The following is a 12931-nucleotide window of genomic DNA, read 5'->3' as shown; positions in this document are numbered from 1 at the left end:
TATTTGCGATGTGGCGGCAAATTTAACAATATGTGTTTCCAATATCATAATATAAAATCAAATTGATAACATACAGTATTTTTGCCGGCAAATAATTTTAAAAATGATAACAGTTGAATTAAACCGGGTGCATGGGGATTATGGTTTTGAAGTAAAAGATGAATACGGACAATCTGTTAAGATAGATAACAGCTCGGAGCATGGCGGGGATAATTTTGGCGTAAGGCCAATGCAGATGGTATTAATGGCACTTGCAGGCTGCAGCGGCATGGATGTGATATCAATTCTGAAAAAGCAAAGACAGAACGTAACAGATTATAAAACTATTGTGCGGGGTGAAAGGGAAGCCGGTGTTGAACCTTCTGTATGGAAAAAAGTGGAGCTTGAATTTATAATTTATGGCGATGTGGATGAAAGCAAAGCACAACGGGCTGTGGAATTATCCATCAATAAATATTGTTCCGTAGCTGAAACATTAAGAAGGGCAGGCGCTGATATTAAATGGAGCGTGAAAGTAGAAAAGGAAAACGGATAACAAATGCTGGCGTTGATCAGCGTGCTTCGTAATAAAAAAATATCAAATCAATAACCAATAAAAATGAGCGATACAAGCAACAAACCAAATGAATTAACCGAAGCAATAAGAATACAAATTGACAGGACAGGCGAAATGGAACATTCCACGCCGCTTTATTTAACAAGCAGTTTTTGTTTTGATGAAGCGGAAACCATGCGGGCTGCATTTGCGGATGAAAGGGAAGAAAACATCTACAGCCGTTTTACCAACCCCAACGTTGATGAGTTTATAAAAAAAATGTGTGCGCTGGAAGGCGCCGAAGCAGGTTATGCAACGGCATCGGGCATGGCGGCAGTGTTTGCATCCATGTTTGCGTTGCTGAAACAGGGCGATCATTTAATATGCTGCAGCTCGGTATTTGGCAGTACCCACACAATGGTCACAAAATTTTTACCGCGTTATGGTATTGAAACTACTTTGGTTGATGCAGATGATAAAGCGGCCTGGGAAAAAGCCGTGAAGCCTAACAGCAAGATGTTGTTTATTGAAACGCCAACCAATCCGCAACTTGAAATTATTGACCTCGAATGGGCAGGAAAATTTGCCAAACAGCATAATCTTATTTACAATGTTGACAATTGTTTTGCAACGCCTTTGCTGCAAAAACCTATATTATACGGTGCAGATATAATTGTGCATTCTGCAACAAAATGGATTGACGGCCAGGGCCGCGTTTTAGGTGGCATTGTTGTTGGCAGAAAAGATTTGATAAAAGATATTTATTTATTCAGCCGTAATACAGGCCCTTCTTTATCGCCCTTTAATGCATGGATATTAAGCAAGAGCCTCGAAACATTGGATGTGCGTTTACAACGCCACTGCGAGAATGCCGTAAAAGTGGCGCAGGCATTAAAACAACATAAAAATGTGGAGTGGGTAAAATATCCGTTCATGGAAGATCATCCGCAGTATGAAATTGCAAAGAAGCAAATGAAAGCGGGCGGCGGCATCGTTTGTTTTGAAGTGAAGGGCGGCGTTGAAAAAGGAAGGCAATTTTTGAATAAACTGAAGATGCTTTCCATGACAGCCAATCTCGGCGATACAAGAAGCATCGCATCGCACCCTGCCAGCACCACACATTCAAAGCTTACAGAACAGGAAAGACTGAATGTGGGCATTACGCCAGGTTTAATAAGAATTTCTGTGGGACTGGAATTTGTGGATGATATTATTAATGATCTGAACCAGGCACTGGACTAACGCCTGGTCTCCGATTTGCCAATAGCTGAATGCTGACACCTCTTGCTTCATTGCAACTTCGCCAGCCATAGCGATGCATTCATAAAAAAGCTGGAATGGTTTTCACCAACCGCATTCCAGCCATCATGCAGTTTGTTGCCTTTGGCACCGGTGCCGTCATCAGCGGGGGAACTATCTCCAATAACAACTATCCTTCCTTTACCATAAGTGCTGTAAGCAGCCATTACACGTATGTTATTTTGAGGATAATTATTCATCCAGCATAAACCTTTGGCAGTTGGCGATGTAAGCGTAATAGTTGCGCCGTTATTGAATTGCAGGGATGTTACTTCTCCCCGCCTGCCTTGTGTAATTGGATTTTCAAGTGTTGTAATATTGGAGGACCGCTGGCTGATATTTGTTTTATAAATAGAAAACCCAAAGGGGTCTTTTTGAAGCGTATTATTATTCATTAAATCATTCCATATAGCAGGCGAATCCCAGCCATCATTATTGCGGTCTGAATGATCATGATCTGTAATCATAAACAAGCCACCACCATTCTTTACAAAATTTATAATAGCTGATTTTTCATCGTTACTGAAACGGATATTGGGTTCATCCACAATAAAAACATTATAATGCGACAAGTCTTGTATATTTTTTGAATCGCCATAAGTAATGTGGCCATTTTCCTGTAAGGTTTCTACCGTTTGTTTTTGTTTCACCAATGCAATGCCCCATGATGATAAAGCGCCCATCCAGTAAGTTTCAGGTGTTGAAGCATTAATGTTTTCCTGCACTGGCGTTGGCAACCGCTTTGCAAGATTATTATCTTCATCAATCACCCAATCTGCATTACCTGCGGTTTCTGCTTTGGTGTTATCAAATAAAAATTTTTTTACAATAGTTTTATTGTTGCTGACTGACTCATCAGCCAAACTCTTTTGTGCCGTATTATTTTCATCATTGCCGCATGACACAAAAAATATAAAAACAAAAAATAAAACCTGTAACCTTTTCATAATATCCATTCTTACTGATAAAATATTTTATTTTGAAGAATACAGCGCACATTAAACATGCTTTCGTGAATAATTTATTATAATCTAATGTTTAATTGTGTATCCTGCGGCAATTTAAAAGCAATATTTAAACGAATGACAATAATTCCTCCATACTTAAAACCAGGTGATACAATTGGCATGATTTGCCCTTCCGGCTGCATGCCGTTGGAAAAAATGCAGCCTTCTATTGAAACCCTGCACCAATGGGGTTTTAAGGTTAAACGTGGAAAAACATTAGGCGCACAATGCAGTTATTTTTCAGGTACGGATGAAGAACGCTTAGATGACCTGCAATCTATGCTGGATGATGAAGAAGTTAAAGCCATTTTTTGTGCAAGGGGTGGTTATGGTCTAAGCAGGATAATTGATGACATCAATTTCATAAAATTTGTACAGCATCCCAAATGGATCATCGGTTACAGTGATATAACCCTTCTTCTCTCCCACATTTATTCAAACTATAACATTGCTTCACTACATGCACCGATGGCTTCCGCTTTTAATGAGATGGAAGAAAGTGAAATTTATATCCAATCAATCTATAACAGCATTACAGGCAAACATCAATCATATACAATTGCTTCACATCCTTTAAACAGAAAAGGAATTGGTGCAGGGGAATTGGTTGGCGGCAATCTTGCGCTGCTGGCGCATATTGTTGGAACACGCTCAGACATCAGCACAAAAAATAAAATACTGTTTATAGAAGATATTGGCGAGTATTTATACAATATCGACAGGATGTTGCTGCAACTAAAACGGGCTGGTAAATTAGACGGTCTTTCAGGCCTTATTGTTGGCAAATTTGCCAACATGAAAGACACAACCATTCCTTTCGGGCAGGAATTATATGAGCTGATAGTTGATAAAGTGAAAGAATATAATTATCCCGTTTGTTTCGATTTCCCGGTTGGACATGTGAATGAAAATTATGCATTAAAAGTGGGCGGCAATTTTCAGCTTAATGTAAATGAAACCGCTGTAATGCTTACGGAACAAGTTGATTGGTTGATTAGTTGACGGGTTTAGAAAGTTCCTATGCGCCCGGTCAACTATTCAACTTATCAATCATCAACTATTCACCTATTCCCCAACCACTTGCAATAACACAGGGTTTTTCGCTGAATCCAGCCAGTAAATTAATTTCAGCATATTTTCTTTTGCCATGGCCGTACAGCCGGAAGTTGGCGTATTTTCATCGCTCCACACATGCAAAAAAATACAGGAGCCGTTACCGGCTATTGCAGGATTGCTGTTGTATAAAACCCAAACACCATATTCATAACCATTGCTGTTAAGTTTCATGTGCTCGAAACTGTTGAAATCTTTTGCAACGGTATCAGCAAGCACAAGCTGGTTATAATAACGGGAGTTAACATCATCCACACAATAAAAATTCGTATCAACCTGCACAAAAGGCATTTTTAAATGTTGCAGGTTATGATAACTGAACACTTTCCACAACTTAAAAATGCCGGATGGCGATTTACCATCGCCTTCATGCTTCAGCGGTAAACTATTATTCAATGGAATTGCAGTATGTGCATCTTTGGCAAGGCCGGAGCGCCCAACCGTTATTGCAAAGGAATCACGTAGCTTCCAGGACTGTTTATCATTTTTTCTTTCATACAAAAACATCTTTCCCTTAATTGAACTGGCAGAAGGCGTTTTTACAAACAGTACCTGGTTGCTGTTAGGCACATATTGATTAAAAGAGCTGTTTGATTGCGCTTTGGCAAATATGATCAGGATACAAAAGAATAAGATTAAAACAGGTTTCATTGATTTTGTTTGCCGGTATTCCATATTAAATCTTAACTGTAAACACGATCTATAAAAAAAATAGAGTCGCGGCACCCTTTAAATATTCAATGGATATTAGTACGATTCCAAATTACCAATTCCAATCTCTTATCAACCCATCAACTATTCAACCACCTTCACATCGCATCCCCTTTCTCATAACAAACCCTGCATCTTGGTTCATACACATCCAGTTCGCCAATTACTACCTGCCCGCTTTGTTTTGTTTTACGGTACGATATACTGGCAATATTGCCGCAATGCACACAAATAGCATGCAGTTTGGTAATATAATCGGCTATGGCGAGCAACTGTGGAACAGGCCCGAAAGGCTTGCCTGTAAAATCCATATCAAGCCCGGCAACAATTACGCGTGTGCCGTTTAAAGCAAGTTGTTCGCAAACATTAACAATGCCATTATCAAAAAACTGCACTTCATCTATGCCTATTACATCGGCATCGGTTGCCAGCAATAAAATATTTTGTGAATGTTGTACCGGTTGCGCTATAATAGTAGTTTCATCGTGGCTTACCACATTCATTTCATCATAACGTGTATCAATGGCTGGTTTAAATATTTCTGTTTTAAGATTGGCTATTTGGGCCCGCTTCAGCCTGCGTATAAGCTCTTCCGTTTTGCCGCTGAACATAGAACCGCAGATCACTTCAATCCATCCCCGCCTTCCTCCTTTTATGTGTGGTTCAATAAACATCGAAATAAATTTTAACTTTACATCGTTATTCCATAACGTAAAGCTTTCAAATATAGATATCTTATGGAAAAAGCCGGCTTATTGATAGCACGCTTACAGGAACTGTATGACAGTAACGCAGGAAATGAACAATTGCGCATAACAGCACAATTGCTTTTATCTGAACTGGAGAGGTCTGCCCAAAACGAACAGTACCGGCAGGAATCCATTGCAGTATTTTATCCTGCCGCCCGCAGTGCCATTGTGAGTGAAACCAGCATTGAAACAATACTTCCTCCGGTATCAACAGATCCACAGCAACCTGCTCCAATTATAGAAACTGAAGAAAAGGAAGAAGCAGTGTTTCAGCCGGATGAAGAGGAAGATAAATTTAATTATTTCAATCCAATGGTAGAAATACCAACGCTTGCACTGAAACAACAGGAAGTTAACGAAACGTTATCACAGCAGGAAAGTTTGAATGACAGGCTGAAACAACAATCATCTTCGCAAAAGGAAGTTGCACAAAACATAAGCACAGGGCCTATAAAAGATTTACGCAAAGGAATTGGCATTAACGACCAATATCTTTTTATTAATGAATTGTTCCGCGGTGATCAAACCATGTATGACCGCAGCATTAAAACCATCAATAGTTTTAATATTTACGGCGAAGCGGAATTATGGATAAAAAGAGAATTGAAATTAAAACTGGGTTGGAACGAAAACAGCCCGGCATCGGTTTTATTTGATCAATTGATAAGAAGGCGTTTTTCCTGAATATAATTCATAATAATGCCTGCTGCGCCTGCATTGTTTTTTACATAATCACCGGCAATGCGGCAGGCCTGCCTGTATAAATATTCATCCTGCAATAACTCATCTAATTGCGCTTCCAGTTCAATGGCATCTTCCACATCAAAGGCGCCGCCTTTATCAATCAATTGCAAGGCTTCATAAAATTTATCAAATGCCGGCCCGAATAAAACCGGTTTATAATATACAGCCGCTTCAAGAATGTTATGAATGCCATCATCGCCAAAACCGCCACCCACATAACATATAGCGGCATATCGGTATAGAAATTTAAGTGTGCCGATATTATCAATAATCAATGTATTGATGTTATCAGGCAATGGCTGGCTGCCGGCAATGGCTTTATTATATTCAGAAAATAATATGGCATGCTTATACAATTTGCAGCATTCTTCCAGCCTTTCCTTACTTATATCATGCGGTGCAACTATAAATCTTAACTCCGGGCGTGTGTTGGCGAAATGATCAAGCGCTTCATCATCTTCTGTCCACGTGCTGCCGGCGACAATAACTTTTTTATCGCCAATAAAATTTTCAATTACCGGAAACTGTTTTAATTCGGATGCTACTTCCAATACACGATCAAACCTCGTATCTCCGGATACGGTTACATTATTAACATTAATTGAATGCAACAGGTTTTTAGAATCTTCTGTTTGTACAAAAAAATGCGTGAAGAATGTGAGCATTTGCCGCTGCAGCTTTCCATACCATTGAAAAAAAGAGAAATTAGGAAAGAAAATACCCGATACAAGTATTAACGGGATATTGCGTTTATCGATTTCTTTTAAATAATAAAACCAGTATTCATATTTTACAAACACTACAAGCGAAGGCTGGATTAACCGGATAAACTTTTCAGCGTTTGCCTTTGAATCAGCAGGCAGGTAAAATATATAATCGGCGATCTTGCTATTCTTCTGCACTTCATAACCGGAAGGTGAAAAAAAAGTCAACACCAGTTTATAGGAAGGATACGATTGCCTGAATTTTTCAAGCAATGGCCTGCCCTGTTCAAATTCACCAAGCGAAGAACAATGCATCCATATTTTTAATGACGTATCATCAGCAATTGCTTTACTTACCTTATTAAAAATATTTTTTCTGCCTTTTATCCAGAATGCAGCCTTTTCATTAAATGGCGATATTATAGTAGCGCCAATTGGATAAAGTTTTATAAAGATGTTGTAGAAAAATGTAAACATGCAGCAACAAAAAATAAAATTATTATATATGGCGCTTACATCAATTTTAATTCAAACAATCCTCTTCACAATTTATATACATAAAAAAACCGCCTCTTAAGGAGACGGTTTTTTATTGATTATAGTGGATTTATTTTTTTCCTGCTATTGCTTTTATTGAATCCTGGTGCATTTGAATTGTAGGCAGGGTTGTAGACGCGAAATTCTTTAAATCGGCGTCCTGTAAATTCTTACTGCCTTTATCAAAAGCATCTACGGCATCCTTATGCCCGTCAAGCATATCGTTTGTATAAGCTTTATCAAAGTCTTTCCCTGTCTTTTTATTCAGGTCATCCAGCTTTTTCTGTGAAGCATCGCTCAGCTTATCCGGCAGCGTAATGCTTTTTGCAGCGGCAAGTTGTTTTAACTTATCAGCAGCGGCAGTATGATCTGTTACCATCATATCCGCAAAATCTTTAAGCCTTGGGTCGCTGGCTTTTGTTTGCGCCACCTTGCTCAATTCTATTTCTGTCATGCCTGAATTGGCAACATCCACAGCCCATTTGGCATCTTCTTCCGATGCGGGTGCTGAATTCATAGCAGATGAATTGCTATCGGGCAGCATACTGTCGTTCATGTCCTGCGCACTATCTACGCTGTCCTGATTTGAAGAACTGTTGTTGCAGGCGCCAAACACTCCAAGGCATCCTACGCAAATAATACCTATTAACTTTTTCATAAATTATTATTTTTTGTAAAGATTAGAATGGTGTAATTGTTTCAAATGCCAAGCCATAAATTTTCCTCCTAAGCAGCCCGCCTAATAATTATATTTATGTGGATATTTTTACGCTACGTTTAACCAATATCATTTAAGTATTAAATAAATAGTTCTTTAAAAAACAAAATACTTCATGGCATTGTTTTCGTAACTTCCAAATTAAAAAGCATATGGCTGATAAAAATTTAACCTCTGACATTCATGATTCAGAAAAAGATAAGGCAAAGCTTGGGCCTGAAGAAACAACAATTGACTTGCCCGATGTAAAAGATATTCCCGGCCAGGAAAATGTTCATGTGCCTGAATTGCGTGAAATGGCCGATACAACCATTTCCAGCGATGATGAAGAAGGCGTTGGAATTTTTGGCGAAGATGAAGCCGAATACGCCAGTGAACGGTTGCCCGTGGGTGAAGAGATTGATGAAAACGACCTTATTATATCAAGCGATGAAGCGCCTGAAACAACAGAAGAACCGGATGGAAATCCAGATGAAGATGATGCGGATATAATTGATGAACCTTCAGGCAATGATGCCGATGTAACGGAAGATGAGAAAATTGCACTGGAAAGAACGGAACAAATGGATACGCAAGACAATGAAAACCTGTTTGAAGCGGAACTGGATGATACGGATGATGATGGAGAGAGATTAAATGAAGGAGAAGACTTTTCTGGCGATGATCTTGATGTGCCCGGCGAAGAAGATGATGATGCCGATGAAGCTATTGGAGAAGAAGATGAAGAAAATAATGCTTACAGTTTAGGTGATAATGAATAAAAAAACACCAACCATCAAGCCTCCGCATAGCGGGGGCTTTTTTATGACAGTATTGTAAAACCTGAAAAACATACTCCTTAACTTTTCCTACTTTTGCCCGCAAATTTTTCTCATGCGTGCTATACAAATGGTTGACCTGAAAACAGAGTATCAACATTTAAAAAAAGAAATTGATACGGCTGTAATTGATGTAATAGAAAGCGCTGCGTTTATAAACGGCAGGCCTGTGCAGGAATTCAGCAAAGCCCTGGCAGCATATTTACATGTAAAATACGTTATTCCATGCGCCAATGGCACGGATGCGCTGCAAATAGCCATGATGGCTTTAGACCTGCAGCCCGGTGATGAAGTCATTACCCCATCGTTCACTTATATTGCTACAACGGAAGTGGTGGCTTTGCTGCGCTTAAAACCTGTTTTTGTAGAGGTAGATAAACAAACTTTTAATATTGATATTGATAGTTTACGCAAAGCCATCACGCCAAAAACAAAGGCCATTGTACCGGTTCATTTATATGGACAAAGTTGTGATATGGAAGCAGTGATGCAGGTGGCCAAAGAACATAATTTATTTGTAATAGAAGACAATGCGCAATCTATTGGCGGCGATTATTTTTTCAAAGATGGCAGCAGTAAAAAAGCAGGGACGATTGGAACCATTGGAACAACTTCATTCTATCCTGCAAAAAACCTTGGCGCTTATGGCGATGGCGGGGCCCTATTAACAAACGACGATGCATTGGCGCAAAAGCTTACCATGATTGCCAATCATGGCCAGAGCAAAAGATATTATCACGATGTGGTGGGTTGCAATTCAAGGCTGGATACTATACAGGCTGCCATTTTAAATATAAGGCTGCAGCATCTTGATACCAACATTAATGCGCGTATAAAAGTGGCAGATTATTATGATGCAGCATTTGCCAATCATTCCGTTATAAAGCCGCCATTCAGGGCAAAGAATAACAGGCATGTTTTTCACCAGTACACGCTGATCTTAGATAGCGATAAAAAAGGTTTGCGGGATGAACTGAGCGCTTATCTCTCAGATAAAAAAATCCCAAACATGATCTATTATCCCGTGCCCGGCCACAGGCAAAAAATGTTTGAAACCTTTGGCGGCTTTGAATATGATCTGCCTGTTACCGACTGGCTTACAGAACGGGTTATTTCATTGCCTATGCACCCCGAATTAGATGATGAGCAACTGAAATATATAACAGAAAATATGCTTGCATTTTTTAATTGATACGGCAGCATAGTTGCAAGCACTGCAAAGCAGATTAATTTATCAAACAATATTCTATAACATATTTACTTATCATTGCACTACCACCAAAACAAACATTTACAAATAAAAAATATTATGAGCAAAAGAATTCTTATTACAGGCGCCGCAGGTTTTTTGGGGTCGCATTTATGTGACCGTTTTATTAAAGAAGGTTACCAGGTTGTGGCAATGGATAATCTTATAACGGGAGATATTAAAAACATTGAGCATCTTTTTCCTTTGAAGGAATTTGAATATTATCATCACGACGTTTCAAAGTTTATTCATGTGCCCGGCCATCTTGATTATATATTACATTTTGCATCGCCTGCAAGTCCCATCGATTATTTAAAAATACCTATTCAAACATTAAAGGTTGGCTCGCTTGGCACGCATAACTGCCTCGGTTTGGCAAAAGATAAAAAAGCAAGAATACTGGTGGCATCTACCAGCGAAGTATATGGCGACCCAATGGTGCATCCGCAAACAGAAGAATATTGGGGCAATGTAAACCCGGTTGGCCCACGCGGCGTATATGATGAAGCCAAGCGTTTCCAGGAAGCTATAACCATGGCGTATCATACATATCATGGCGTAGAAACAAGAATTGTTCGCATCTTCAATACTTACGGGCCACGTATGCGTTTGAATGATGGCCGTGCATTGCCGGCATTTATTGGCCAGGCTTTACGCGGAGAAGATTTAACGGTATTTGGCGATGGCAGCCAAACGCGTTCTTTCTGCTATGTTGATGATTTGATCGAAGGCATTTATCGCTTACTCCTTAGCGATTATGCAATGCCTGTAAACATTGGCAATCCCCACGAAATTTCTTTAAAAGATTTTGCGGAAGAAATTCTAAAACTTACAGGCGCAAGTGTAAAGATTACGTATAAACCGTTACCGGTTGATGATCCCAAGCAGCGCCAGCCGGATATTACAAAAGCAAAGAATATCTTAGGCTGGGAACCCAAAGTAGGCAGAACGGAGGGCCTGAAGAAAACGTATGAATATTTTAAAAACCTGTCAAGTGAGGAATGGTATAAACTACCTAAAGAATTTACAAAGCAGAATAAACTTTAATCGTTTCTCTAATTATAAAAACTACCTGGTAAGAGAATAATTTGTATGAACTATATTTTAGTTTCAGGGAAAAAAGGGCAGCTTGGCAGCGAATTGAAAGACATTGCATCGAAAGATAACTGTCAGTTTATTTTTACGGACAGGGATGATTTGGATATTACAAGCGAAAACATTCTAAAAGAAGCTTTTGAAAAATATAAGCCAGCTTTTTTTATCAACTGTGCTGCTTATACGGCCGTTGATAAAGCGGAAACAGACCAGGTAACGGCTTATAAAATAAATGCGGAGGCGGTTGGCAATATTGCGAAACAATGCCATCAATATAATGCCAGGCTCATTCACATTTCTACAGATTATGTTTTTGATGGAAAGGGTACGCAGCCTTATAAAACAGATGCTAAAACCGATCCGGTAAATTATTATGGTTATACCAAGCTAATGGGTGAACAACTTGCACTCAATAATAATCCGCAAACTATTGTTATCCGCACATCGTGGGTGTATAGTGCATATGGAGCCAATTTTGTAAAAACCATGTTGCGTTTAATGAAAGAACGCAAGGAACTTAATGTTGTAAGTGATCAGTTTGGTTCGCCCACCTATGCAAGAGACCTGGCAGAAGCGATAATACAAATTATAAGTGGTGAGTTGTCAGTTGTGAGTGGGGGAAAAACGGAAGAAAGTACGCAAAGCTTACAGCTCACAGCTCACGGCTTTCCCGGTATTTATCATTTCAGCAATGAAGGCGATATATCATGGTACGATTTCGCGGTTGCCATAAGAGATATTAAGCAGTTAGATTGTGCAGTAAATCCCATTCCCACATCAGCTTATCCAACGCCTGCAAAACGGCCGGCTTATTCTGTGTTTGATAAAACAAAAATTGTAAACACTTTCAATATTCAGTTAAAGCATTGGAAAGATAGTTTGAAAGAATGTTTGGAAAAGCTTTAGCTTACGTTGGCTTTCTCACAGCTCATTATTCATTATTCATTACTCATATATGGCTTACTGGCTTGTAAAATCAGAACCTTCTAAATACAGTTGGGACCAGTTTGTAAAAGATAAACAAACATTCTGGGATGGCGTTAGAAACTACGCTGCACGCAATAATTTAAGGGAAATGAAAAAAGGCGATGAAGTGCTGTTTTATCACAGTAATGAAGGCACTGAAATTGTGGGCATTGCCAAAGTTGCAAAAGAAGCGTACCAGGATCCTACTACCGATGATACAAATTGGGTGGTTGTCGATTTAAAGCCTGTTAAGAAAATAAAGAAGCCTGTTACACTATCGCAGGTAAAAGCCGATGATCGTTTAAAAAACATGGCACTGGTAAGGCTTGGCCGGTTATCTGTTCAGCCTGTAACAGATCAAGAATGGAATGTGATAATGGAGCTGGGTGGGATGAAGTAAAGCTGCAGGCAAAATATTTTAGCATTGTTTATCATTGCGCTTAAAAATTTATATATTTTAATATGATAGCAAAAATACCTATTACAATTGCCCAGACAATGCGTTTAACAATCTCCTTTTTTTCCATTCTCTGAGCGAATATTAAAACAATAATTGTTTCTGCTATAAGCATACCCAAAATACCATAGTATCTATATGGTGATAATGCAGGTAATAAGTTAAGCGGTAGTAATAATAAGGCAGGTATTACTGCTATTAAAGTAAATTTTTGATTTCTTGTCATATA

The 12931-nt window shown here is 39.0% G+C and carries 15 protein-coding genes; 9 read left to right on the top strand and 6 right to left on the bottom strand.

What is annotated here, in order from left to right; all coding sequences use genetic code 11:
* The first annotated feature begins 103 nt into the window (after positions 1-103).
* Together ACTHN6_RS04130 and ACTHN6_RS04125 are read left to right on the top strand one after the other, a co-directional pair.
* On the top strand, positions 104-535 hold the full coding sequence (locus tag ACTHN6_RS04130) for an OsmC family protein (RefSeq protein WP_440434453.1): 432 nt from the start codon (positions 104-106) through the stop codon (positions 533-535).
* Between the two features lie 63 nt (positions 536-598).
* On the top strand, positions 599-1777 hold the full coding sequence (locus tag ACTHN6_RS04125; protein ID WP_440434452.1) for a trans-sulfuration enzyme family protein: 1179 nt from the start codon (positions 599-601) through the stop codon (positions 1775-1777).
* Between the two features lie 47 nt (positions 1778-1824).
* Here ACTHN6_RS04125 and ACTHN6_RS04120 read toward each other — a convergent pair whose 3' ends face one another.
* Positions 1825-2781, bottom strand: coding sequence for a hypothetical protein (locus ACTHN6_RS04120; protein WP_440434451.1), 957 nt, complete (start codon positions 2779-2781; stop codon positions 1825-1827).
* Between the two features lie 135 nt (positions 2782-2916).
* On the opposite strand from ACTHN6_RS04120, the gene ACTHN6_RS04115 reads away from it, so the two are divergent.
* Positions 2917-3843: a S66 peptidase family protein gene (locus ACTHN6_RS04115; RefSeq protein WP_440434450.1), complete on the top strand. Its 927-nt coding sequence runs from the start codon at positions 2917-2919 to the stop codon at positions 3841-3843.
* A 63-nt stretch (positions 3844-3906) separates the two neighbouring features.
* Here the strand turns inward: ACTHN6_RS04115 and ACTHN6_RS04110 are convergent, their stop codons facing one another.
* Positions 3907-4605: a L,D-transpeptidase family protein gene (locus tag ACTHN6_RS04110; RefSeq protein WP_440434449.1), complete on the bottom strand. Its 699-nt coding sequence runs from the start codon at positions 4603-4605 to the stop codon at positions 3907-3909.
* A 158-nt stretch (positions 4606-4763) separates the two neighbouring features.
* A complete protein-coding gene (locus ACTHN6_RS04105; RefSeq protein ID WP_440434448.1) occupies positions 4764-5339 on the bottom strand; it encodes a thymidine kinase in 576 nt (191 codons plus the stop codon).
* A gap of 63 nt (positions 5340-5402) precedes the next feature.
* Between ACTHN6_RS04105 and ACTHN6_RS04100 the strand changes: the two genes are divergently transcribed.
* Positions 5403-6098: a hypothetical protein gene (locus ACTHN6_RS04100; RefSeq protein ID WP_440434447.1), complete on the top strand. Its 696-nt coding sequence runs from the start codon at positions 5403-5405 to the stop codon at positions 6096-6098.
* Here ACTHN6_RS04100 and ACTHN6_RS04095 read toward each other — a convergent pair.
* Together ACTHN6_RS04095 and ACTHN6_RS04090 are read right to left on the bottom strand one after the other, a co-directional pair.
* Positions 6071-7339 (bottom strand): 3-deoxy-D-manno-octulosonic acid transferase, encoded by a 1269-nt coding sequence (locus tag ACTHN6_RS04095; protein WP_440434446.1) that lies wholly within the window; start codon positions 7337-7339, stop codon positions 6071-6073. The two genes, ACTHN6_RS04100 and ACTHN6_RS04095, sit on opposite strands and share 28 nt — an antisense overlap.
* A 130-nt stretch (positions 7340-7469) precedes the next feature.
* Positions 7470-8057 carry a DUF4142 domain-containing protein gene (locus ACTHN6_RS04090; protein WP_440434445.1) on the bottom strand — a complete coding sequence of 196 codons (588 nt, stop codon included), beginning with the start codon at positions 8055-8057 and terminating at the stop codon, positions 7470-7472.
* Positions 8058-8269: 212 nt separating this feature from the next.
* On the opposite strand from ACTHN6_RS04090, the gene ACTHN6_RS04085 reads away from it, so the two are divergent.
* The 5 genes from ACTHN6_RS04085 to ACTHN6_RS04065 all read left to right on the top strand — a co-directional run bounded on the left by ACTHN6_RS04085 (position 8270) and on the right by ACTHN6_RS04065 (position 12645).
* Positions 8270-8878 carry a hypothetical protein gene (locus ACTHN6_RS04085; protein ID WP_440434444.1) on the top strand — a complete coding sequence of 203 codons (609 nt, stop codon included), beginning with the start codon at positions 8270-8272 and terminating at the stop codon, positions 8876-8878.
* A gap of 112 nt (positions 8879-8990) precedes the next feature.
* Entirely contained in the window at positions 8991-10127 is a 1137-nt protein-coding gene (locus ACTHN6_RS04080; protein WP_440434443.1) for a DegT/DnrJ/EryC1/StrS family aminotransferase, read from the top strand.
* Positions 10128-10244: 117 nt separating this feature from the next.
* Complete coding sequence (locus ACTHN6_RS04075; protein ID WP_440434442.1) at positions 10245-11231, top strand: UDP-glucuronic acid decarboxylase family protein; 987 nt, start codon at positions 10245-10247, stop codon at positions 11229-11231.
* 45 nt (positions 11232-11276) lie between these two features.
* On the top strand, positions 11277-12185 hold the full coding sequence (gene rfbD, locus ACTHN6_RS04070) for a dTDP-4-dehydrorhamnose reductase (protein ID WP_440434441.1): 909 nt from the start codon (positions 11277-11279) through the stop codon (positions 12183-12185).
* Positions 12186-12234: 49 nt separating this feature from the next.
* A complete protein-coding gene (locus ACTHN6_RS04065; RefSeq protein WP_440434440.1) occupies positions 12235-12645 on the top strand; it encodes an EVE domain-containing protein in 411 nt (136 codons plus the stop codon).
* 40 nt (positions 12646-12685) lie between these two features.
* Here the strand turns inward: ACTHN6_RS04065 and ACTHN6_RS04060 are convergent, their stop codons facing one another.
* The gene (locus ACTHN6_RS04060; RefSeq protein ID WP_440434439.1) at positions 12686-12928 is read right to left on the bottom strand and encodes a hypothetical protein; all 243 of its coding nucleotides are present in this window, start codon (positions 12926-12928) and stop codon (positions 12686-12688) included.
* Positions 12929-12931: the final 3 nt, after the last annotated feature.

Origin of the sequence: Parafilimonas sp., assembly GCF_051953455.1 — a bacterium.
In the GTDB taxonomy this organism is placed as follows: Bacteria; Bacteroidota; Bacteroidia; order Chitinophagales; family Chitinophagaceae; genus Parafilimonas.
This window is presented reverse-complemented; position numbering and strand designations above follow the sequence as displayed.

What these genes read in the sequence shown, in the direction of transcription:
- ACTHN6_RS04130 (WP_440434453.1), top strand. Translation starts at nt 104, where the DNA reads ATGATAACAGTTGAATTAAACCGGGTGCATGGGGATTATGGTTTTGAA.
- ACTHN6_RS04125 (WP_440434452.1), top strand. Translation starts at nt 599, where the DNA reads ATGAGCGATACAAGCAACAAACCAAATGAATTAACCGAAGCAATAAGA.
- ACTHN6_RS04120 (WP_440434451.1), bottom strand. Translation starts at nt 2,781, where the DNA reads ATGAAAAGGTTACAGGTTTTATTTTTTGTTTTTATATTTTTTGTGTCA.
- ACTHN6_RS04115 (WP_440434450.1), top strand. Translation starts at nt 2,917, where the DNA reads ATGACAATAATTCCTCCATACTTAAAACCAGGTGATACAATTGGCATG.
- ACTHN6_RS04110 (WP_440434449.1), bottom strand. Translation starts at nt 4,605, where the DNA reads ATGAAACCTGTTTTAATCTTATTCTTTTGTATCCTGATCATATTTGCC.
- ACTHN6_RS04105 (WP_440434448.1), bottom strand. Translation starts at nt 5,339, where the DNA reads ATGTTTATTGAACCACACATAAAAGGAGGAAGGCGGGGATGGATTGAA.
- ACTHN6_RS04100 (WP_440434447.1), top strand. Translation starts at nt 5,403, where the DNA reads ATGGAAAAAGCCGGCTTATTGATAGCACGCTTACAGGAACTGTATGAC.
- ACTHN6_RS04095 (WP_440434446.1), bottom strand. Translation starts at nt 7,339, where the DNA reads ATGTTTACATTTTTCTACAACATCTTTATAAAACTTTATCCAATTGGC.
- ACTHN6_RS04090 (WP_440434445.1), bottom strand. Translation starts at nt 8,057, where the DNA reads ATGAAAAAGTTAATAGGTATTATTTGCGTAGGATGCCTTGGAGTGTTT.
- ACTHN6_RS04085 (WP_440434444.1), top strand. Translation starts at nt 8,270, where the DNA reads ATGGCTGATAAAAATTTAACCTCTGACATTCATGATTCAGAAAAAGAT.
- ACTHN6_RS04080 (WP_440434443.1), top strand. Translation starts at nt 8,991, where the DNA reads ATGCGTGCTATACAAATGGTTGACCTGAAAACAGAGTATCAACATTTA.
- ACTHN6_RS04075 (WP_440434442.1), top strand. Translation starts at nt 10,245, where the DNA reads ATGAGCAAAAGAATTCTTATTACAGGCGCCGCAGGTTTTTTGGGGTCG.
- rfbD (WP_440434441.1), top strand. Translation starts at nt 11,277, where the DNA reads ATGAACTATATTTTAGTTTCAGGGAAAAAAGGGCAGCTTGGCAGCGAA.
- ACTHN6_RS04065 (WP_440434440.1), top strand. Translation starts at nt 12,235, where the DNA reads ATGGCTTACTGGCTTGTAAAATCAGAACCTTCTAAATACAGTTGGGAC.
- ACTHN6_RS04060 (WP_440434439.1), bottom strand. Translation starts at nt 12,928, where the DNA reads ATGACAAGAAATCAAAAATTTACTTTAATAGCAGTAATACCTGCCTTA.